Raw genomic sequence first — 20,599 nt, forward strand, 5'->3', positions numbered from 1 at the left:
TTAAAATCACCCTTATTGACCAGTCAGCCTGGAATATGTCAGTGGATAGAAGCCGATGAGTATATTGGTATAGCAATATTAATGCTATAAATAATGCCTAATCAGCTGTAAATGATATCATTCCCTACATCAGCGCGAGAGATATCACAGAGGTGCGGAAAATGGAGATTTTTTAAAAGAAACTACGCCATTCTGGTCTTTGGAATACATAGCAAGACAATTGGCATTGAATGCAACATCAAAATTAGGCTCTCCCGGAACCAACTTGCCGGGTGCAGGTTTTGACGCATCAAAGAAATAAACAGTTGTCGTACCATATTTGGTGTACGGCATCAGCTCCCCGTATTTTTCCATCTCGTCCCACGCCCGGCTTTCGGTTGTCACCGCGTAGATACGCTGGATCGGGCCGGTGTTATTTTCGTTTCGGTAAACGGCTACTTCTTTGAAATTACCTTCCAGATCATCTACCCCAGGTATGGAAGTAGAGTCGTAGATAATAAAGCCGAGCGTGAGAACGATGAGGACGAGGAATATGATTTTTTTATTTTTCAAGATCTGTGAAATGGTTCGTGTTGCCGTAAAGTTAAGACAACACGTCCATTCCGAAACGAAATTTCCTGCCTAGCGTGTGGCAGTAAGCGTGAAATCGGTGCCGGTATCGTCGGTCGCATTGACCACGAGCTTCTTACCGGTGATCTTGGCTACTGTTTCTCCTTCGTAAACCAGTTCCACTGTGCTCCCATTTTCCACCAGCTTGATATCACTCACGTCGTACACCATAAATTCTTCGTCGTCCCTGGTTTGAATATCAAGTTCGGCATCCACCGTCGTTTCCGTTTTTTTAGTGATCCGGATATCGCCTTTCAGATTGCTTTTATCCGCCGGTATTACCTTACCGTCAAATGCGAGTTCGGAAAAAACGTAAATGCCCGACAGCCTGGTTGCCAGGTCCGGCGCGGGTTCAACTTTGTCTTTCTTGCACGAAACGATTGAAATACCGAGCAGTAGCAATACTGCGAGACTTTTGAGGTTGGATAAATTTTTCATAGCTGGAATGATGTTTTGTTTTGTGCGTCAAAAATATTGTCGCACTGCCATTCCCGAAAGTCTTGACGGATAAACTGCACTTTCTACGTTCTGATGTGATCAGAAAGCGCGGTGAACTGTGAAGCGATTTCCAGGCTAATCATCCCATTGACACTATGTTACTGGCAGGAACACGCTGAATGTAGTACCCACGCCCGGCTCGCTCACCACCGTAATGGCGCCTCCGTGATTTGCCGCAACCCGCTCACAGATCGCCAGCCCGATACCCGTGCCCGAGTATTGGCTCCGGCCGTGGAGGCGCTGAAACAGTTGAAATATCTTGTCGGCATATTGCTGATCGAATCCGATTCCGTTATCTGTTACATCTATCCTGTAATAAGCGCTGGTAGTTCGCGTGACGTTTACCGACCGTGGCAAATCCGCACCTGAAATGGTGTGACTGGTGATATTGATCACCGGACTCACACCTGGCTTGCGGAATTTCAGTGCATTGCTAAGCAAATTCAGGAATAGTTGACCCAGCTGGGTCTGATCGCCTTTGAGCGACGGCAGGGCATTTATGGTGATCACTGCCGAAGATTCGGCGATGGCCAGTTCAAGATCATTCACGATCACGTCCAGCACCAAATTGAGTGAAACGGACCTGTTCATTTCCTTTTGTGAAGTCACGCGCGAGAAGGCGAGCAAGTCGTCGATCAGTTCAGACATGCGTTTTGCCGCTGCCTGCATCCGGTTCAGGTAAGTGGTCCCGTCGCCCAGATTTTCACCATAACGTTTGATCAGCAGATCTGAAAACGACTGGATCTTCCGGAGCGGCTCCTGCAGATCGTGAGAAGCGACGTAAGCAAACTGTTGCAGGTTGATATTCGATTGCTGCAGCATATTATTAGAGTCCGCGAGTTCTTCGTTGGTCGCCACATATTCTTCATTGATCGCGGCCAGTTCTTCATTGATTGATTCCAGCTCCTCGGTGCGCTGCCGAACTTGCAGTTCAAGGGAAAGCTTGATCTTGCGCTGGTCGGTCACATCCTGTGCAGTACCTATCATCGTGATCGGCTCGCCGGCCTGATTGTAGAGGACTTTGCCTTGCGCGTGCAATATTCTTTCGGCTCCGGTCTTTTCAGGATCCAGGGTATATTCCATATCATACAAACCGTCGGACCCGGGAGCAATTGCCCTGTTTACCGCGGCTAGTACTTCTGGCTGGTCGGCCTCGCTGATGGCCGCATAAACCATCTCAAACGTAATAGAGTATTCATTTTTCAAACCAAACCACATTTTAAACCGGTCAGAGAAATCCATTGTACCGGTTCGAAGATCAATGGAGAATGTTCCCAGTTCGGCAAGCTCGATCGCCCCGCGCAGAAAAGTCCCGGTTTCCTGGATCTTTTTCCTGTTTACCACCTGCTCGGTCAAATCCGTCGCCACCACAAAAACGCCGGTAATCTGATCCTGCAGATTGCGCTGCGGCTGGTAAGCCATATCGACATAGATCGTTTCAAGAACGCCGTCGTACATGATTTCGACTGCCTGCTCTCTGGAAAAATAGGGGATACCTGTGTCGATCACATGCTGCAAAAGCTTGTCAAAACCTTGACCGTCAATTTCCGGAAGTGCTTCTAAGAGCGGCTTGCCAATGATCTCTTCGGGCTTGCGGCCTACCAGTTTGCCATAGAACGGATTAGCCATCGTGAAAGTCAGGTTATCCTTGTGGATCATCGCAATACCTACCGGCGACTGTTCAAACAATGCGAGCAGCTGCAACTGGCTTTCTGCGACCTGGCGCTCTACATTGACCCGCTCCGTTACGTCAATAGCAATGTCAAGAATAGCATATACTTTTCCGTCATTATCATATACCGGAGAGTAGGTAATGTCGTAAAAATTGTAAGTCATAACGCCATTCTGCACGATATTGACCTGCGCGCCGTAACTCTGATAAGTGACGCCGGTTGTATAAACGTCGTCGAGGATCTGTAAAAATGGCTGGCTGTCCAGCTCGGGCATCACCTCACGAAGCGGGAGACCCTCTATATCCGGGCCTTTTCCAACGATATCAATAAATGCCTGGTTGGGCAGTTCCACGACCAGATCGCGGCCAACAAATAAACCGATCGCCGCCGGAGCCGAGGCAATAACAGTTCTCAGCTTGGATTCGCTTTCTTCAAGTGCCTTCTGTGCCTTCACCTGTGCGGTAACGTCTATGGACATATTGATGATCCCGTAGATATTGCCCGAGCCGTCGAATATGGGTTTGTAGGTGAAATTGAAATAGTAGGTACTCAGCTTCCCGTCGACCTCAATATCTACGGCTGCATTTTTAGAACTATAAGCGATTCCCGTCACCAGGATTTCATTCAGAATATCCAGAAAAGGCTGTCCCTCAAGTTCCGGGAGTGCTTCTGCCAGTGGTTTGCCAATCACAGATTTGTCTTTGCCCCAGTAATCGATCATAGGCTGGTTGGCCAGTTCGATCACCATTTCTTTCCCCACAAACAGGCAGGTTGCAACCGGGGCCTGATCGATGAGCGCCTTAAACTTTGCTTCGTTGGCTTCCAGCTCCTTTAACATCCGGTGCTGGTGGGTCACCTCGTTCGCCATCACCATAATTCCACTGATGCTGCCGTCTTCGCTCTGCATCGGGGAATATACAAAGTCGAAATACGCGTCTTCGAGCCTCCCGTTCCGGTACAATTGGGCCAGGGCGCCACTTCCGATAAACGGTTTTCCGGTGAGGTATACCTCGTTTAATATATTGTTAAAACCCTGGTTCTGAATTTCCGGCAATGCGTCCATCAGTTTCAAGCCGGTAATGGAAGCTTCCTTTCCCCAAACTTCGAACAGTTTATCATTGCCAAGCTCAATGATCAGATCCGGCCCGGTGAGCAATCCAATGGCCATAGGTGCTTGTTCGACAATGGTCTGAAAGCTTCTGGCGTCTTTCAACGTGCCGCGGCCCTGTACTTCTTTCGTAATATCTATAAAAGTCCCCAATACGCGAATCTTCTCACTATCAGGTTCCTGGTGTGATTGCCCTTTACAAAGTATCCAGCGCGATTGCCCGCCCGGAATACCTGCCGAGCGAAATTCTACCGAAAAAGGTTCGGGCGGAGTTTGTTCCAATGCGCGGGAAACTTCGCTTTCGAACATAGCGCGGTCCTCGGGATATATTAAACCAATGAGGGAATTGAAGTCAACGATATCGTTTCCTGCAAAATCAAGCAGATTCTTGGAGCGGGTACACAAACGTATTTCATTGGAATGTGCACTAAATTCCCAGGTCCCTATTCCGGCCATTTCAAGGGCCAGCGCTAGACGTTCGGTTTCCAAAGGGTTACTGGTATTAAATGGCTCTGGTGCGCCTGGCATGTATATCTTTTTTTAAAGCAACTGAAACCCCAAGCACAAACACTGTGCCAGACAACCGTGTCCTTTATGCGGCTCAGCGGCTCTTTTAATTCAAACTATTTACTCTATTTAATTAGTAGATTAAATTCTTTTTCTATTTTTGTGCTTCTCAATTCTCAGACAAAGCATATGTTTTCAAAGGTCCTTTCGTTAAAGCCCGTTTCGAAATTATGGTATCTGGTGCCGGCAGGTTTAGTGGTTATATCAGTCGGTTTCCTGCTTTTAAATGGTACTATTTCAGTTGAAGCCGAGCAGGTAAGGAGTTTTCTTGACAGCAAATTCATGCTTTATTTTCTCGTGGGCCTGGCCGCTCAGCTGGTCGACGGTGCATTGGGAATGGCTTATGGAGTTACTTCTACTTCATTCCTGCTTAGCATGGGCGTGTCACCCGCTATCAGCAGCACCAGTGTTCACGTTGCCGAAATGTTCACAACCGGAGCCTCGGCGATTTCACACCTGAGATTTAAGAATATCAACAAAAAGCTTTTCAGAAGCCTGCTGATTCCCGGTGTACTTGGTGCGGTAACGGGTGCTTATTTACTTTCTGACGTAATCGATGGCAATGCGGTCAAACCATATATTGCGATCTATATGCTTATCCTGGGGGTTATTATTATCAGGAAAGCGATCCGGAAGAGGCTGGTTAAAAACAAAACAAAAAGGATTGGCGTGCTCGCTGCTACCGGCGGGTTTCTCGACTCGATCGGGGGCGGAGGCTGGGGGCCAATTGTGACTTCAACGCTGTTGGGGCAGGGAAGAGATCCACGGTACACGATCGGTTCTGTGAATGCGGCTGAATTTGTGATCACGTTTTCAAGCGGTATTACATTCCTGATATTCAATGGTATCGACAGCTGGCAGGTTGTGCTTGGGTTGATATTGGGCGGTGTGATCGCCGCGCCTTTCGGTGCACTCCTGGTCGGCCGGATCAACAGCCGCGTGTTAATGCTTTCAGTAGGGATATTGGTGATCGGATTAAGTTTAAGGACTGTATTGCAGGGATTTGGGTTCATCTGATCGTGTTTTAAACCGGATAACTTTTCGTGAATTCCATATATTGCGGCTTGCATTGTTATCTCAACCGCAGCAGCTATTTGCATGGAATACGAAACCTACCAGCCTGATCAAGAATTAAGTGATTTCGTAAAATGCTTCTGGACCTTGCGGGTTCCGGCGGGTCCAGATCCGCAAAAGCAACGCATCGTTCCCGACGGCTGCGTGGAAATGATCTTCATGCTCGGCGACGATGTGAGACGGTATATTAACGAAACCGACCACATTATTCAGCCCCGTGCAATGATTTTAGGGCAGCTTACCGAGCCGCTTTGCATTGAGCCGACCGGCGCCGTCGACACTTTCGCAGTCCGGTTTTTCCCCGGCGGCTTTATTCCCTTTACCACTTTATCCATGCCGGATCTGGAAAACACAGAAACGGATTTGTCAGCCGTTTTTGGTGAAGAAGATACGGCGAATCTCAAAAAGCTGGTCGTGAACGCGGCAAATACAGAAGAACGGATTCAGATTGTACAGACCTTTTTAGCGCAAAAATTAAGGGATGCAAAACACATTGACCGCATTCTCCGATCAACTGTCGACCTGATCCTTGCTTCGAAAGGCCGCGTACCCGTTGGCGGAATATTGCAGGAAAATATTTTGAAAAGGCGACAACTTGAACGCAGGTTCTCGAAGTTGGTCGGTTTAAGTCCGAAGCAACTAGCCAGGATCGTCCGGTTACAGACTACCCTTCAAATGCTGCTTAGTAATGGCGATAGCAGTCTGACCAGTCTGGCGATTGAAAATGAGTATTACGACCAGGCGCATTTTATCAAAGACTTCCGAGAGTTTACCGGTACCAATCCCAACAAGTTTCTGAAAGACAATGCGCTGGTACTGTCCACTGCATTTTATCAAAAGGAATAGGGTGACGCAATTTTACAATTTTCAGCATTTGCGGAATTCTACCTTGCAGACGTAACTAAATGCATCTAACAATGGAAAATTTCATTTCAATGTTTGAAATCCCTGCGTCTGACTTCCAGAGGGCGGTTTCGTTTTACAAGGCTATTCTCAACATAGAGATCGAGGAGGTCGATATGGAGGGAATCAAAATGGGATTGTTTCCCGGCGACGGCAGTAATGTCTCCGGCTCGGTGATCGCCGGGGCTGATTACAAACCATCTCCGGACGGAGCGGTCATTTACCTCAATGGCGGAAGCGACTTGCAGGATATAATGGATAGGGTCGTGGCCAGCAATGGAAAGGTTGTGATACCAAAGACGGAAATAAGTCCAGAAATGGGATTTTACGGAACGTTCATTGACACCGAGGGAAACCGGCTAGGGCTTTATTCGCAGGGTTAAAAACATTAATTTTTTGACTGTTCAAACCAATCGGCAGGTGTGAACGTCTTCCTGCAAACAACTCCGGTACATCATGATGAAAGTTCAAAAACTGCCGCTACTCATTGGTCTGCTGACCATTTTGGCACTGAATGCGTGTAAAATGGATAGGGATCCGGGAGATATCAATTGCACGGAAGAGTTCAGGTCTGTCGGTTTGGAAGTATCGGGCGAGCCACTGACTGAGTTTTACACAGTCCGCCTGGCCACCTCGGATACGCTGCGTGCCAGGTCTGAATTCGTGCCGGAATCGCGATGGTACTGGGTTCTGGACGATTCTTATCAAAAATTGTTAGCAAACAGACAGGAAGTTTTCAAGTTTGTCGGGAAAAGGGGCAGTGCAATTGTTGTACAGGAAGAGTATACGATCGGGGCCGACGCCTGCCACATTTTCAAGGTGAGCGGCAAGTGAAATTTAGATCTGCTGCCCGGATCCGCTCCGGTAGTTTAGCTAAATTTAATATCTTTGGTATCGATGTGAAATGTACAATTCGAAGAATTAGTATTTGTGATTTAATACCCCTTTATGAAACACCTGATCCTGTTTATGCTGGCTGTTATGGCCGTTTCCTGCGATGGACAAAAGAATTCGCCCATACCGCACGAACTGGAACAGGATCCGCTGAACCCGATAGATACGGTTTGCAAGGCTTGCAAGGATAGCACCGTCGCTGCCGGCGAAGCTGATCTCAGGTATGTTGTTTTTGATAAAAACGGGCCGATGAATATCCCGGTCGTCACCAGTGTCAGGAACAAGATCACTTTTTACTACTACCTAAAAAGCAATATCGCCAACTATGGCAACAGTGTAATGGCTTACATCGGCCGGGGCGACTCGACGCTATTTTGTTACCGGCAGGGAGAATATAACACCGACTCCCGGTTACCGATCATGTCCGCCTCCAAGCCCGTGACCGCCGCCGTGATCATGACGCTGGTGGAAGCCGGAAAGCTTGCACTCGATGATAAAGTGAGCAAATACATTCCCTCATTTAATAACGAAAAAAAGGAAATCACGATCCGGCAGCTGCTGGCGCACACTTCGGGGCTGGTCTACGAATCGCGGTTTGACTCGCGCAGCGATCTCACGCTCCAACAGAATATCGACAGCATTGCCCTACGGACGCAACTGCAGTTCGTGCCCGGTAAAGGCGCATTGTATGGAAGTGTCTCTTACGGAGTAGCTTCCAGGATTGCGGAAATCGTTGAAAAGAAATCCTGGGCGACGATCTTTCAGGAGCGGATCGGTTCGAAATGCGGAATGGAGGATGTGGTTTACAGTCCGGATCATCCTGCAAACCCAGCGACGGGTTATGGTATTATGTGCTCCATGAACGAGTACCTGCGCTTTTTGACCATGATATATAATAAAGGGACGTATAATGGAGTGCGTGTACTGAGCGTCGCTTCCGTCGAAACCATGGAAGCGGATAATTCCAACCGGGTTGACCCAACATACGGCCTCGGGCTGTGGCGTTCCGAGTTCCAGAACAACACTGCAAAAGAAGTAGCAGTACTGAGCGCCCGCGGCGTGCATGCGTGGATCAACCGGGAAAAAAATTACTTCGGGCTGCTATTTACACAAGCTGGTTTCGACACCACCATCCAACCCAATCTAGCTTTCCGCAAACTAGTAAGAGAAAACCTCTAACCTTCCTCCCTTCCTCCTTCCTCCGTTCCTCCTTTATTTATTTCACCTGCAAAACAAATTCAAGATTCGCATCGTCGCTTCCCGGTGCCGGTGTTCCGTTTTTGTCGCCTGGCTGGTGACGTAGCTGTACTTTCAGTGTCCCTGCACCCGCAGCACCCGCCTTGGCAGTACCTGTCAGACCGATCGGGAAATTTTTATCGTCTTTATCTCCGTAGGTGTAGGTGAGCAGAGACGCGGGCGAAGGTGTGAAAACGATCAAATGTTCGTCCGACTCTTTGGCAATTTCTTCGGTAATATTATCTGCCGGCGATTTGCTTTCGTCCATAAACTCGATTGTCAGCGCATATTCCGCGTTCGCTTTCAGGCTGATCGTGTCAAATCTTGTCGGCGCATTGCCGCCGTCACCGTCTGCGTCCTTGAAACTGAATGAACTTACAGTTCCGGTGCCAGCCTCCTTGAAGTTAAGTGTCACGGATGTGATCAGTTCATTCTCGTCGTCGGGCGTGATCTCCTCGCCGGAATCTTTGCATTGGGTAAACAACGCAGCAAGGCCGAACAGTGCGCAGAAGGATAATTTTCGGTTAAGCTTCATGGATATTGATTCAATAAGTGATAAAATAACTTAGACTGATATATGCAATTGTGTTGCAAATATAAATCTTATTGCAACATAGTTGCAGTGTGAGTCCGATATTTTGAAAGATTTTGTATTCATGGAACGGTATTTTAATCTTCCGGAACCGCAGTGTAGTCGGGCTTAGCATCAGTGAAGCATTAGCCGATTCAGATTTAAATACAGATTTATGAAAATATTAATATATGCCGATTTGCAGCCCCGGTACCTGGAAGAGCTGGCGAAGCAGTTACCAAAGGATGCGGAATGTATATTCAAAGCCGATCTGTCGCAGGCCGAATTAAAAAGCGAACTGGAATCCTCAGAAATCGTGATCGGTAACCTGCCGGTGGAAATGCTGGAAACCGTACCTGCTTCTCTTAAATTCTGGCAGCTGGAACAGGTGGGTTTTGAACATTATAAAGATGTGAAATTCAATGGGACTGTGGCAAATGTCGGGGATATGTCGGCCGCTGCCTGTGCTGAAACGATCGTGGCAGGAATTCTGGGATTTTATCGGGGCGTACACTTAATGGTGAGGAACCAGTTGGAACAGCGCTGGGTAGGGGAGAAAGCGGAGCAGGAACTTTCGGTTTTAGGTGAGAAAAACGTGATCATCCTGGGTTCCGGCGCCATTGGTGAGCACGTAGAAAAGATATTGAAGGCATTTGGTTGCAGCATAAAAATGACCGCCAAGAGCGACCCGGAAGCAGACATTCACTCCTTTGAAGATTTATTGAAAGAATTGCCGGAAACTGATCTTGTAGTGAACACCCTGCCCGGTAACCTCGATAAATACGTTTCCGCCGAATTCTTTGAGGCAATGAAAGAAGGTTCGCTCTATGCCAACGTAGGTCGGGGAAATACCACTGACGAAGCGGCGCTGATCCAGGCACTGGAAAGCGGAAAACTGGCGGGTGCGGTGCTGGACGTGACCGAAAATGAGCCGCTGCCGAAGAACAGAAAGTTGTGGAAAATGGAAAATGTGATCCTGACCCAACACACCGGCGCGGCCCACAGGGAACGTGACCGCGATAAAGTGAAAAAATTTGTCGAAAACGTGAAGGAGTTTTTAAAAGGGGCTAAGTTAAAAGATGAAGTTAAATTGTCGGAAGGCTATTGAAAACGTGCTTTTTTAATAGAAAACACGATCCAATCACTTACTGTAAGACTTGTCTGCATCAATTGCGGGGACAAAAAGCCTTTTGCGGAGGTTCATAAATGGTAACTCGATTAGCCGGAACATCAGGTACGCGACCAGATAGGTGAATAGATAAGTACCGAGGAAAACCAGCCACTTAGGAGCAAACGGGGTGGCGAGATTGCTGTGGTACCATTCTGTAACCTGCTCGATGATCAGTATGTGCATTAAATAAAATGAATAGGAAGTTTGACTGATCTGCGTGATCACGCTGGTAGTGAGCTTGCCCGGACGGGGACATGAGGAGGCGTAGGGAAGCATCATTGCAAACCCGCAGCAAAACAGGGGCAGAAGCAAAACGTCTACAAAAATGTTAGCTTTCCCGCCAGCTACCGTATGTTTTACGATCTGAAAGCCGATCAAAACACCGACAAATCCGGTAACAAGCAGCCACATACTCACCCGGCTTGAAATCTTGCGTTTCTCCATTAGATAGGCAACCAGACAGCCGCAGGCAATGGCGTCGAGCCGGAACATGACTATTTTTCGCATACTATCCCAGTCGCCGATAGGAGGCGCGAATATGTTCCAGCTGGGAAAAAGGATCTTTTGATCGACCAGATAAGCGAACAGATTTTGCTGATACATCCAGTGGTACAAAACCTTAAATCCAAGTCCGCAAACCAGGAAAATAATGACACCGGCCAAGTATATACGGTACCGGTTTTGCACCCTGCCGGTTACAGCCGCGATCGCAAGCAGGAGCATCGGGAACAGCAGGTAAAACCATTCCTCCACGGCCAGGCTCCATGAATGCGGGAAAAAGCCGGGCATCGGGGTAATTATATTTTGGGCAAAAAACAGATAGTAAATGCTATTATGCATCGCACCCGAGAACTGATAGCAAACGAGAAATGCGAAAAAATAGGCGGGAAGTGTTCGCAGCCAGCGATTTACCCAGAAGATACGTACTGCTTTCCAGGTAATTCCCGGCGTGAGCACAGTGCGCAAAATAATGCGGCCGATCAGGAAACCGCTCAATACGAAAAATGCTTCGACCCCAACTCCCAGCCACCCGAACGGGAATAGCTTGTCAACCGGATTGAGCGGGGTGGAATGTGCGAGGAAAACCATAATTATGGAACAGCTACGCATGAGGTCGAGGCCGAAAATACGCTCGACTTTAACAAAGGTTTCCCTCTGTAATTCGCTTACATTTTCAATCATCTGTGGGGGAGTGTTATTTAAAACTTTCTTACACAGACACTTCGCGGCTAGATCCTGCTGCCTGGGTATTTTGCGAGATACGTATATTGTCTAAGGAAGTGGCCGTAGGATGATCGTATAGCGGTTTCGATTGATTTAACGGTAAAGACGGAGCATGTCACACCAGGTAGAATTGCAGTTACTAATTGACTTTTCGGTAATCATTTATCAGCTTTGATACTTTCGTCAAATAAAACGCTGTTACCCCATGAAAGGGATCATTTTGTGCAAGTTTTCCGCTGTAATCTGGCTGCTATTCATTTGTTTGCAGGTATCAGCCCAGGGCAGGCAAGGGATCGCGAAAGCCAGGCCCAATGTGATCATCATTCTGACTGACGATATGGGAGTAGGGGATGTGGGCGCATTTGGAGGCCGGCTCGTTCCTACTCCGAATATCGACCGGCTCGCTGCCAGTGGATTGAAGCTGACACAGTATTATTGCGGTGCCCCGATCTGTTCTCCTTCCCGCGCCAGTATCCTCACTGGAATGCAGCCGGGAAAATGGAATTTTGCGACCTATCTGGATAAGAAAAGCCACAATAAGGACGCCGAGCAGATTGACTTCCTGACGCCGGAAGCGCCTTCAATGGGACGTTTTTTCAAAAATGCGGGCTATGCCACCGGGCATTTCGGTAAGTGGCACATGGGCGGCGGCCGGGATGTGACCGACGCTCCGAAATTTGATCAATATGGTTTCGATGAGCACGCAAGTACCTATGAAAGCCCCGAACCCGACCCGGCGCTGACCGCCACCAACTGGATCTGGTCTGACAAGGATAGCGTCAAAAGGTGGGACCGGACGGCTTACTTCGTTGATAAAACGCTTGATTTCATGGGCCGACACAAAGACCAGCCCTGCTTTGTAAACCTCTGGCCCGACGAGGTGCATACACCCTGGGTACCCAGGCTCGAAGCCGGCGAAACACCGTTAAAGCCACAGGAGGAAGCCGCATTCAAGCGGGTCCTGATTGAATATGATATTCAGATCGGCCGACTGATCGACGGCTTAAAGGAGCGCGGACTTTTTGAGAATACGATCATTATTTTTACGAGTGACAATGGTGCATTGCCTACATTCGGTGGAAGCCGCAGCGGCAAGTTCAGAGGTTCGAAACTTTCGCTCTACGAAGGCGGAATCCGGATGCCTTTTATCGTAACCTGGCCCGGACATATTGCCGCAGGCCAAACCGACGAGCGTTCCGAACTGCACGCAACCGATCTGCTGCCCACACTAACTAAGCTCGCAGGCATTTCGTTACCAGCCACTTACGAAAGCGATGGGCTCGACAGGTCGGCGGTTCTTTTGGGGAAATCTTCTTTACGTAAAAAAGAAATGTACTGGGAATACGGCCGCAACACGATCGCCTATGCTTACCCAAAGCCTCCCCACAAAAGCCCTCAACTTGCGATCCGCTCCGGCGAATGGAAGCTGCTCATGAACCACGACGGCAGCAATGCAGAACTTTACAATATCCTCAAAGACCCCGCCGAAACCCAGAATCTAGCCGCGGATCAAGTCAGGAAAAAAGAAGAATTAAGCAAAAAGTTGCTAACATGGTGGAAGTCTCTGCCGCGGCTGGGGGCGTAGCGGTAGAAACGGATGCTTGTCCGGCATGATATTTAGTGCAGTTGCGGGTGATTTTTAAAGAAAAATCAATTACGTCTATTATACCGACAAAACGCGACCACTAACAAAAAGCCAGATGAAGCACGTATTCAGCACTTTACTATTAGCGATTTTAATTTTACCTCGAATTTGCGACGGGCAGGATCGGCTGGCGACGGTTGATCTAAAAAACAATTACTGGTACAAAAACAGCATCATATATAACCTGGAAGTCGGGGTTTTCAAGGATAGCGACGGTGACGGGCGGGGTGATTTTCAGGGGTTGATACAAAAGCTGGATTACCTGAGTTCGCTGGGCGTCGACGCAATATGGCTGGCGCCTTTTCAGCCCACTCCCGGGAAAGACGACGGATACGATGTCGCTGATTATTATACAATTGACGAAAAACTTGGCACGGGCGGCGACTTCGCCGAGTTCATTTACCAGACAGAAAAAAGGGGGATACGCGTGATCATGGATCTGGTGATCAACCATACTTCCGATGAGCATCCGTGGTTTAAGAATGCACGTGGGAGCAAAAATTCCAAGTACCGCGACTGGTATATCTGGTCTGAGAAACTGCCTAAGAATCACGACGAGGGAATGGTATTTCCAGGCTTTCAGAGTGGCGTCTGGAAACTGGATTCGCTCTCGGGAGAATATTACTACCATCGTTTCTACGATTTTCAGCCAGATCTGAACTTCACAAATCCTGCGGTTGTACAGGAATGTCAGCGGATTATCGGCTTCTGGCTAAACCAGGGAATTTCGGGATTCCGTCTCGATGCCGTCCCATTTATCATTGAAATACCAAAAACCGGAACGGAAAAGCCGAAGCTGGACTATAAATTCCTGACGGATATCCGCCAGTTTGCGCGGTCGAGAAAGGCGGATGCTGCGATTTTAGGTGAAGCAAATGTGACACCTGAGGAGAATGAAAATTATTTTGGAGGGAATGGGGATGGGATTCAGATGATGTTCAATTTTTTCGCAAATCAGCATTTATTCTATGCCCTCGCAACCGGCAAACTTGATCCTTTCAAAAAGGCGATCCGCGAAACGCAGCGCATTCCGGAGGCATCTCAGTGGGCCCATTTTCTTAGAAATCACGATGAAATAGACCTGGGCAGGTTGACGGACAAGCAGCGGCAGGAAGTGTACGACAAGTTCGGGCCGGATACCAGCATGCAGATTTACGAGCGCGGTATCCGCCGGCGGCTGGCGACTATGATGGGCAATAACCGTAAACATATGGAGCTGGCTTACAGTTTGTTATTCTCGCTGCCCGGAACACCGGTGATCCGATATGGCGACGAACTCGGGATGGGTGACGACCTGCGTTTAAGAGAAAGGATTTCCGTGAGAACCCCCATGCAGTGGGACGATTCGAAAAATGCGGGGTTTACCACAGCTGACACCGCATTCCGTCCGGTTATTGATTTTGGGGAGCACAGCTATAAAAAAGTAAATGTAGCACAGCAAAGGCGCGATTCCACTTCGCTGCTCAGCTGGACCACAGATCTGATCCGGCTGAGAAAATCCTGCCCTGAGATCGGGCTGGGCAATTATAAGCTCATAGAAGCCGGTTCGCCTTTCATTTTCGGTATTCAATACGAGCTTGCAGGCGAAACGTTGGTAATCCTCCACAATTTCAGCGACAAGCCGCAGCGCTCGGAGTTTACTATGAACGGGAATGCATTGCTAATGGATCTGATCAACAAAAATGACCAGAAGCCAAACGCAGGAAAGCATACTGTAAATATGCCGGGTTATGGGTACAAATGGTTTAGGGTTGTGAAGGATTAGCAGGGAAAAACGCGTTTCTCACTCCAACGAAAACCCCTCCGCATCCACATTCAGCCCCCGATTAAGCAGGTAGAAACTTTTTTCTCCGTGGAAGCTGACGTCGAGGACGGCCATTTGGTAGGAGCCGAATGCCAGGTCGTCTTTTCTCAGGAAGGTTTGAAATCCGTTTTTGTAGTAATTTCCTGAAAGCAGAAAGTTGCGGCGGCCTTCGATTTTCGGATTCGCATTAAGTAAATGTACTTCACCGGTTTTCAGATCTTTTAACACTAAAAAACGATCACTTAAAAAGGGTTTTTTGAGGGGCATCTTGTCGCTTGTTACAAAAGTGTGGTTCAGATTTTCGACCCCGTTCTGCACCATTCTTGTCACGTGCCAGTCTTCCAGGTAAACGCTGTCACTTGCCGGGGGATTTGGGCTGGCGGCAAATAGCGAATCTATTTCAGTTTTGTCGGCGACAGGCTCGGGAAGTTTGAAAAAACCCTTTTCATAGCCGGGAGTAAGGTAAAAGTCTGCATTTCGGACAATCGTTTTTTCGACCGAAAACAAATTTCTATTGTTTTGCCAGTTGAAAACATCGGCCAGATACGTGGTTTTCTTTGCAGCGACCATCCCTGTTAATGCATAATGCGCATAGCCCCAATAAATTATACTGAGCGCGGTTATCGCTATTAAAACCTGCTTTTTTCTAAACAGCGAAGTATAATCCAGCAACAGGATATAGCAGATCACCGTCGATAAAGCTGCGTACAACTGAAACCGACTGGCTATCGTAGTGCCCGCCCATGATCTGAAAAGCGCGATCACAGTACTGGTGATGAAAATGAATCCGAAAAGTGTGAGCAGTTCAACGGTCCCGGGTTTAATGTGGGCCGGTTTGTTGAAGTAGATCGAGGCCACGCGGATCGTCAGGATCAGCATAAAACCAACAATAAACAATCCCCAAAGCGCCGACCAAAGTTGGGGATTTGGCCACAGTGACATACTTGAACCGATGAAGCCGAAGAGCGACGAAAGCATACTTAGCAGACTGGTAGGTAGCTGTCCCGCTTGTCCCGCTTCATAGCCGATCAGGTAGATCGCCAGACAGGCAACCATGGAAACGCAGGCAAGTATCGCCCTTTTGAAATCTTTAAAACAAAGAAAAAAGAATACAATGGCGGGGAAGGAAATAACGCCGTTACCATGTGTAAACGTCGCTAAAAAGCAAAAAACCATAGCCAGCCAAAACGCACCGGTAGTCCGGCGGGAAGCCAGCAAAATGGCGGTTACTGTAAATACGGTCAGAAATGAATGCTGCATACCATTAAGCGCCCAGCCGGACACTTCGTGATAAATCGGCGTAAAAAACAGGAATGGCGCCGGGAGGAAATAATAGAGCGGCAGACCGGATTTCCGGAATTGCAGATATAAAAAGTAGAATATATAAGTAATGTTGATGGAAACGAGCAGAATGTAGAACCGGAAATTCTGGTGCCCGGTAATCGCATATTCGATCAGCGCGAGCAGCCGGACAGTAACCGCCTTGTGATCGTTGAACGTCCGAAACATTTCCTGCACAACTGCCGAGAACTCAAATCCGGCATTGGAGGCGGCTTCAATAAATTGGATGATCAGAAAATCGTCCTGAAACGGAAAGTTGACGGAGAAATAGAAATTGTATACACAAAAAAACATAATGATCAGGCAGATCAGAAGGCCTGAGAGCAATCGTGGCATATTGAGGTTTTACGTTATACGTATACACCACAATATTCATACCGAACGATCAAAACGCGGAAATCCGTCTGCCAGACTGTCACCTGTATGAATTCTGTGAAACACAATGACGCGCGATTTCCCCGCTTGCAGCGGCGCCTGGCAATCCTGTTTTGGTGGTAAAATCGCGCTCACGGAAGACATCAGTGCAGATTAAAAACCAATCTCAATCCCGGACTTGGACTTGGCAATCCGGGATGTACAAGCTTAGGACTGACGTTTAAGGTCAGATCGTCGGAAATGTCAAAGCTTTTCAAGTGCGCTGCCACATTGGCTTCGATAATGCTGAGTGTGTAGATCACGCCGGTGGTCAGCAATGCAACATTCCGGTACCTGCGCCAGTAATTTTTCTGCCTTTGTATCTGGTCTATTGAAGCGGAATCCACGCGGCTGGCTGTATTAAGTACGTTGCGCACGCGGACTGGCATTTTCGTGTCCGCTGTCACTCCTTCGGCCAGCTTGCCTGTATTCAGGTTGTAAAATAATTTGTATGCGGCGAGAAAGTCCTTGTATTTGAGGGTATTCAAATGATACGCAAAAAGGCCGCCGCCCAGGGACAAGTAGATGATCGGAAGTTTCCAGTAATCCCGGTTGTAAATCTGGCCGCCGCCCGGGATCAGTGCCAGCTTCGTTGCGATTTTCGGAGTGGGTAGAAATCGATGAGGCCCAACACTTTCGCCAAGTGAAGTATCGCTTTTGCTGATCTGGAGACTCGGAACCTGCGCTTCGCTTTTGACCAAAACCATACAAAAAAATGCACTACACACTATTTTTCCGACTATTCCCATTTGAGCCTGATTGCAGATTAACAGGCGCAAGCAAGTGATACAAGATCAGACCGGCAATATAAAAAATGTTAAATAAGCCCCGATCCATTCTGCCGCCAGGCACACTTATGGTATTTCCCCGGCATATATGAAATCCACTATATCTGTTGTCACCATTGTAAAGTCCCGGCACGAGGCTTTACTGAATCTGGTAAAAGGTCTTGAACTCGGAAGCCTGTTTCCTCAGGAGCTGGTGATCGTTCACATGGACGAGCCGGCAAGTGGGATCACTTCGGAGCATTGTACGGTGAAAAGCTTTGAATTAACATCCGGCGAGCATTTGCCGCTGGCGGCTGCTAGAAATTTTGCAGTGGCGCGTTCCACTTCCTCCCATATTATTTTTCTGGATGTTGACTGCATTCCCGCCACTGATCTCGTGCAGCTTTACGCGAACGCGTTCCAGTCTGGCGATGAACTGTGGACTGGCCCAGTCCGGTATCTTCACAAAGGCGCCACCAATGCACCTGGTTTTTTTGAGAAAATCAATGGGCTGAGCAAGCCGGATCCGGTTCGGGATGATTTGAGCAAGCTCTCCTACGAGCTATTCTGGTCACTGAATTTCGGGTGCAGCCGGGACGTTTTTGAGCAAATAGGCGGTTTTGATGAAGGTTTTTCCGGTTACGGCGCTGAGGATACCGACTTTTCATTTGCCGCAAGAGCGCGGCATGTGCCACTGGGAAACACCAAGGCGCTGGCTTACCACCAGCATCACCCTAGCTACGATCCGCCCCTCAACCATTTAAAAGATATTGTCACCAATGCGCAGGTATTTTTCAAAAAGTGGGGAGTTTGGCCGATGGAAGGGTGGCTCAGAAAATTCGAAACTGCGGGCTTTATCCAATGGAAGGGTGAAGATATTACGATTTTGAGACTACCTGATCCGGAAGAAATCGCTGCGGCATTAAAACCCTGATTTTTATTTTGCGTTAAACAGCTTTCTCCATTGATCGTGCAGCGCCCAGGCGATATCTGTTAATGCATTTGGATTGATAACGCCCTTCCAGCGGTCGGGCGGCAGGTTTGCTGCTTTTGTAAATAAATCGCCCCAGTTGGCACCTGACAGTTCGTTTCCTGCAATCACCACTGCCATATTGTTCTCTTCCAGCAATTTCGCCTTGTGCAGCTGCTCGTCAAACGGCCTTTTTTCATAAATACATATAAATCTTTTGTTCAGATCAGCCATTTCCATAACTGTATTATGCCCTGCATTGCCGATCACAGTTTCGCAGGAAAGCAGTATTTCAGCTGGATTTTCGAGGTTTCCGTGCGATACTACATTCCTGTAATCGTCCGAGACAGGCTGCGCCATTTTTCCGATAATATGAAATGTTTTTTCAGGAAATTCAATCGCAAGCATTTCAATTAGTTGCCGGCCAATGGACGTACCGCCTGTTCCGGTCATCACAGCAACAGTATTCGCATCGGTCGGCCGATCAATCTGCATTCCCTGAAATCTCGAAAAACCCCCCGAATAAAAAGTCTTTGCTTCCACCCAATCGGAATCCGATCTATTCATTAAGGCAGCCGGGGAAGGGGCGATGAGCATTTGTGCACTTTGGTATGCATTCAAATGCGGAATGTCATTCCTGTTCCCGTTCTGCCGGATCACCAATGCAGGAATGCCGCAGACTGCCGCCAGCATCGTCACTTCTACGGAAACGTCCACAACCAACAATACCGGAAACTGTTTTTTGAAGAAGTCAGTGATCACCGCCGATCGATCGGTCAACCCCTTTACATTCAGCGGCGCGTAGTGCAGGAAGTCAAGTGCTGCCAGTTGTGAAAATTCGTCTTCGTCCCGAGCAACGTCCGACGGAAGGTGGTAACAAGTAATATGCGGAGGTATCAGGCCGGTGAATGCATGCAGCCCGCTCCCGAGGAAGCTCACATTCGCTTCCCCGAGCTGACTGGCAATCGCAATGGCCCGCATCACATGTCCCGAACCGTGATGGTGTACGTAAAATGCAAAGTTAGGCCGCATTCGAGCGTATTTTCATAGGAGCTGCTTGTGCTGCGGCTTCTGCTAATACCCGCTCGTAGGCATCCGTCATACTCTCAACGTCGAGGTAACGGACTGCCTTTTCGCGGCAATCCTGGCGGTTTAATGCAGCTGCTTTATGAATGCATCCCGCAAGTTCCTGAACATCCTCACCCAGCGACAGACTGCCCGTTTTGGCACACAACAACTCAGGAAGCGCACCCCGGCCTATTCCTGCTACCGGCGTTCCGCATGCGAGCGATTCGGCGATAACTAGTCCGAACGGTTCGTCCCAGCAGGGCGTGATCAGACTTACCTGCGCATTGCCTATCAGTTCGTTGAGTTTTTCGTGATTACAATGTCCCACCAGTTCGATCGAATCGTCGATCAGGGGTAGTATTTTTTCTTCGTAATAAAATTTATCACTGATAGCGCCTGCCACTTTCATCTTTTTACCGGCTGCTTTCGCTGCCTGAATAGCAATATGAAGCCCTTTATCGGGATGAATGCGACCGAACCACATGATATAGTCGCCAGCGTTTTCGGGATAGAAATCCCATTTCTCGAGATCGACACCATTCGGGATCACTTCGCAATTCGGCGCGTAATCTTTCCAATTTCTTGCATTCGCATTCGATACCGTTACGTATTTGATCTTCTCATAATCCTGTTCGCGGCGAATCGCCCTTTTCAGTTCGAAAATCGGCGGCGTGTGCAGTACCGTGACCATAGGTGTATTTAAAAGTCCCGCCATCATGATCGGGACGTAATTAAGACTATTGTTGAAGATCACGTCCAACCCCTCGCTGTCGATATCCTGCATCACTTCCACATAGGCGTGATGCGTGGAGATAAACTCCATACTGAGCTCGCGGGATGTGAATTTAGAAGAGACGATCGGCTTGTATCCCGCTTCAAACATAATCGGCCTGACATTCAGAATAGGGTCGGAAGAGGCGCTGGCGTATAGTAACACATCGTGGCCACGGGACAATAATCGTTGACAAATATCATAAGTAAAGGCTTCAAGTCCTCCCATAAAGGGTTTGGCAATGGGGTATTTCAAATGCGCAATTATTCCGATTCTCATAGATTGATTTA

At 48.2% G+C, this 20,599-nt stretch carries 19 protein-coding genes; 9 read left to right on the plus strand and 10 right to left on the minus strand.

The features are described from left to right. Positions 1 to 144: 144 nt before the first annotated feature. The 3 genes from LZG94_RS18700 to LZG94_RS18710 form a co-directional block, all read right to left on the minus strand. Complete coding sequence (locus LZG94_RS18700; protein WP_233793318.1) at positions 145 to 552, minus strand: hypothetical protein; 408 nt, start codon at positions 550 to 552, stop codon at positions 145 to 147. Between the two features lie 69 nt (positions 553 to 621). Then, the gene (locus LZG94_RS18705) at positions 622 to 1,047 is read right to left on the minus strand and encodes a hypothetical protein (protein ID WP_233793319.1); all 426 of its coding nucleotides are present in this window, start codon (positions 1,045 to 1,047) and stop codon (positions 622 to 624) included. Between the two features lie 153 nt (positions 1,048 to 1,200). Next, positions 1,201 to 4,416 carry a PAS domain-containing protein gene (locus tag LZG94_RS18710; protein ID WP_233793320.1) on the minus strand — a complete coding sequence of 1,072 codons (3,216 nt, stop codon included), beginning with the start codon at positions 4,414 to 4,416 and terminating at the stop codon, positions 1,201 to 1,203. A gap of 168 nt (positions 4,417 to 4,584) precedes the next feature. Here LZG94_RS18710 and LZG94_RS18715 point away from each other — a divergent pair, with 168 nt between their 5' ends. From LZG94_RS18715 to LZG94_RS18735, 5 genes are all read left to right on the plus strand, one after another. Further along, a complete protein-coding gene (locus LZG94_RS18715; protein WP_233793321.1) occupies positions 4,585 to 5,472 on the plus strand; it encodes a sulfite exporter TauE/SafE family protein in 888 nt (295 codons plus the stop codon). 81 nt (positions 5,473 to 5,553) lie between these two features. After that, entirely contained in the window at positions 5,554 to 6,375 is an 822-nt protein-coding gene (locus LZG94_RS18720) for a helix-turn-helix domain-containing protein (protein WP_233793322.1), read from the plus strand. Positions 6,376 to 6,446: 71 nt separating this feature from the next. After that, positions 6,447 to 6,815, plus strand: coding sequence for a VOC family protein (locus tag LZG94_RS18725; RefSeq protein WP_233793323.1), 369 nt, complete (start codon positions 6,447 to 6,449; stop codon positions 6,813 to 6,815). Positions 6,816 to 6,888: 73 nt separating this feature from the next. Beyond that, positions 6,889 to 7,266, plus strand: coding sequence for a hypothetical protein (locus LZG94_RS18730; RefSeq protein ID WP_233793324.1), 378 nt, complete (start codon positions 6,889 to 6,891; stop codon positions 7,264 to 7,266). A gap of 114 nt (positions 7,267 to 7,380) precedes the next feature. Then, on the plus strand, positions 7,381 to 8,505 hold the full coding sequence (locus LZG94_RS18735; protein WP_233793325.1) for a serine hydrolase: 1,125 nt from the start codon (positions 7,381 to 7,383) through the stop codon (positions 8,503 to 8,505). 37 nt (positions 8,506 to 8,542) lie between these two features. Here LZG94_RS18735 and LZG94_RS18740 read toward each other — a convergent pair whose 3' ends face one another. Continuing rightward, positions 8,543 to 9,097 carry a hypothetical protein gene (locus LZG94_RS18740; RefSeq protein WP_233793326.1) on the minus strand — a complete coding sequence of 185 codons (555 nt, stop codon included), beginning with the start codon at positions 9,095 to 9,097 and terminating at the stop codon, positions 8,543 to 8,545. Between the two features lie 211 nt (positions 9,098 to 9,308). Here LZG94_RS18740 and LZG94_RS18745 point away from each other — a divergent pair, with 211 nt between their 5' ends. Beyond that, on the plus strand, positions 9,309 to 10,241 hold the full coding sequence (locus LZG94_RS18745) for a D-2-hydroxyacid dehydrogenase (RefSeq protein WP_233793327.1): 933 nt from the start codon (positions 9,309 to 9,311) through the stop codon (positions 10,239 to 10,241). Between the two features lie 33 nt (positions 10,242 to 10,274). On the opposite strand, the gene LZG94_RS18750 is transcribed toward LZG94_RS18745, so the two are convergent. Beyond that, positions 10,275 to 11,486 (minus strand): acyltransferase, encoded by a 1,212-nt coding sequence (locus LZG94_RS18750; RefSeq protein ID WP_233793328.1) that lies wholly within the window; start codon positions 11,484 to 11,486, stop codon positions 10,275 to 10,277. A gap of 247 nt (positions 11,487 to 11,733) precedes the next feature. Here LZG94_RS18750 and LZG94_RS18755 point away from each other — a divergent pair, with 247 nt between their 5' ends. Beyond that, positions 11,734 to 13,113, plus strand: a complete 1,380-nt coding sequence (locus tag LZG94_RS18755) for a sulfatase-like hydrolase/transferase (RefSeq protein WP_233793329.1) — start codon at positions 11,734 to 11,736, stop codon at positions 13,111 to 13,113. 115 nt (positions 13,114 to 13,228) lie between these two features. Continuing rightward, positions 13,229 to 14,938: an alpha-amylase family protein gene (locus LZG94_RS18760; RefSeq protein ID WP_233793330.1), complete on the plus strand. Its 1,710-nt coding sequence runs from the start codon at positions 13,229 to 13,231 to the stop codon at positions 14,936 to 14,938. 18 nt (positions 14,939 to 14,956) lie between these two features. On the opposite strand, the gene LZG94_RS18765 is transcribed toward LZG94_RS18760, so the two are convergent. From LZG94_RS18765 to LZG94_RS18775, 3 genes are read right to left on the minus strand one after another with little or no spacing between them, the layout of a single operon-like run. Further along, complete coding sequence (locus LZG94_RS18765) at positions 14,957 to 16,654, minus strand: hypothetical protein (RefSeq protein WP_233793331.1); 1,698 nt, start codon at positions 16,652 to 16,654, stop codon at positions 14,957 to 14,959. 36 nt (positions 16,655 to 16,690) lie between these two features. After that, positions 16,691 to 16,837 (minus strand): hypothetical protein, encoded by a 147-nt coding sequence (locus tag LZG94_RS18770; RefSeq protein ID WP_233793332.1) that lies wholly within the window; start codon positions 16,835 to 16,837, stop codon positions 16,691 to 16,693. Beyond that, complete coding sequence (locus LZG94_RS18775; RefSeq protein ID WP_233793333.1) at positions 16,837 to 17,439, minus strand: DUF5683 domain-containing protein; 603 nt, start codon at positions 17,437 to 17,439, stop codon at positions 16,837 to 16,839. Before LZG94_RS18775 ends, LZG94_RS18770 begins: the two co-directional genes overlap by 1 nt. A gap of 169 nt (positions 17,440 to 17,608) precedes the next feature. Between LZG94_RS18775 and LZG94_RS18780 the strand changes: the two genes are divergently transcribed. Beyond that, positions 17,609 to 18,433, plus strand: a complete 825-nt coding sequence (locus LZG94_RS18780) for a glycosyltransferase family 2 protein (protein ID WP_233793334.1) — start codon at positions 17,609 to 17,611, stop codon at positions 18,431 to 18,433. A gap of 3 nt (positions 18,434 to 18,436) precedes the next feature. Here the strand turns inward: LZG94_RS18780 and LZG94_RS18785 are convergent, their stop codons facing one another. Both LZG94_RS18785 and LZG94_RS18790 read right to left on the minus strand, forming a co-directional pair. Beyond that, positions 18,437 to 19,501: a glycosyltransferase gene (locus LZG94_RS18785; protein WP_233793335.1), complete on the minus strand. Its 1,065-nt coding sequence runs from the start codon at positions 19,499 to 19,501 to the stop codon at positions 18,437 to 18,439. Continuing rightward, the gene (locus LZG94_RS18790) at positions 19,491 to 20,588 is read right to left on the minus strand and encodes a glycosyltransferase (RefSeq protein WP_233793336.1); all 1,098 of its coding nucleotides are present in this window, start codon (positions 20,586 to 20,588) and stop codon (positions 19,491 to 19,493) included. The genes LZG94_RS18785 and LZG94_RS18790 overlap by 11 nt, the downstream gene beginning before the upstream one ends. Positions 20,589 to 20,599 lie beyond the last annotated feature (11 nt).

It is taken from the genome of Dyadobacter sp. CY343, assembly GCF_021390335.1.
Classification (GTDB): domain Bacteria; phylum Bacteroidota; class Bacteroidia; order Cytophagales; family Spirosomataceae; genus Dyadobacter.

Coding starts and splice junctions, on each gene's coding strand:
- LZG94_RS18705 (WP_233793319.1), bottom strand. CDS start 1,047: ATGAAAAATTTATCCAACCTCAAAAGTCTCGCAGTATTGCTACTGCTC.
- LZG94_RS18710 (WP_233793320.1), bottom strand. CDS start 4,416: ATGCCAGGCGCACCAGAGCCATTTAATACCAGTAACCCTTTGGAAACC.
- LZG94_RS18715 (WP_233793321.1), top strand. CDS start 4,585: ATGTTTTCAAAGGTCCTTTCGTTAAAGCCCGTTTCGAAATTATGGTAT.
- LZG94_RS18720 (WP_233793322.1), top strand. CDS start 5,554: ATGGAATACGAAACCTACCAGCCTGATCAAGAATTAAGTGATTTCGTA.
- LZG94_RS18725 (WP_233793323.1), top strand. CDS start 6,447: ATGGAAAATTTCATTTCAATGTTTGAAATCCCTGCGTCTGACTTCCAG.
- LZG94_RS18730 (WP_233793324.1), top strand. CDS start 6,889: ATGATGAAAGTTCAAAAACTGCCGCTACTCATTGGTCTGCTGACCATT.
- LZG94_RS18735 (WP_233793325.1), top strand. CDS start 7,381: ATGAAACACCTGATCCTGTTTATGCTGGCTGTTATGGCCGTTTCCTGC.
- LZG94_RS18740 (WP_233793326.1), bottom strand. CDS start 9,097: ATGAAGCTTAACCGAAAATTATCCTTCTGCGCACTGTTCGGCCTTGCT.
- LZG94_RS18745 (WP_233793327.1), top strand. CDS start 9,309: ATGAAAATATTAATATATGCCGATTTGCAGCCCCGGTACCTGGAAGAG.
- LZG94_RS18750 (WP_233793328.1), bottom strand. CDS start 11,486: ATGATTGAAAATGTAAGCGAATTACAGAGGGAAACCTTTGTTAAAGTC.
- LZG94_RS18755 (WP_233793329.1), top strand. CDS start 11,734: ATGAAAGGGATCATTTTGTGCAAGTTTTCCGCTGTAATCTGGCTGCTA.
- LZG94_RS18760 (WP_233793330.1), top strand. CDS start 13,229: ATGAAGCACGTATTCAGCACTTTACTATTAGCGATTTTAATTTTACCT.
- LZG94_RS18765 (WP_233793331.1), bottom strand. CDS start 16,654: ATGCCACGATTGCTCTCAGGCCTTCTGATCTGCCTGATCATTATGTTT.
- LZG94_RS18770 (WP_233793332.1), bottom strand. CDS start 16,837: ATGTCTTCCGTGAGCGCGATTTTACCACCAAAACAGGATTGCCAGGCG.
- LZG94_RS18775 (WP_233793333.1), bottom strand. CDS start 17,439: ATGGTTTTGGTCAAAAGCGAAGCGCAGGTTCCGAGTCTCCAGATCAGC.
- LZG94_RS18780 (WP_233793334.1), top strand. CDS start 17,609: ATGAAATCCACTATATCTGTTGTCACCATTGTAAAGTCCCGGCACGAG.
- LZG94_RS18785 (WP_233793335.1), bottom strand. CDS start 19,501: ATGCGGCCTAACTTTGCATTTTACGTACACCATCACGGTTCGGGACAT.
- LZG94_RS18790 (WP_233793336.1), bottom strand. CDS start 20,588: ATGAGAATCGGAATAATTGCGCATTTGAAATACCCCATTGCCAAACCC.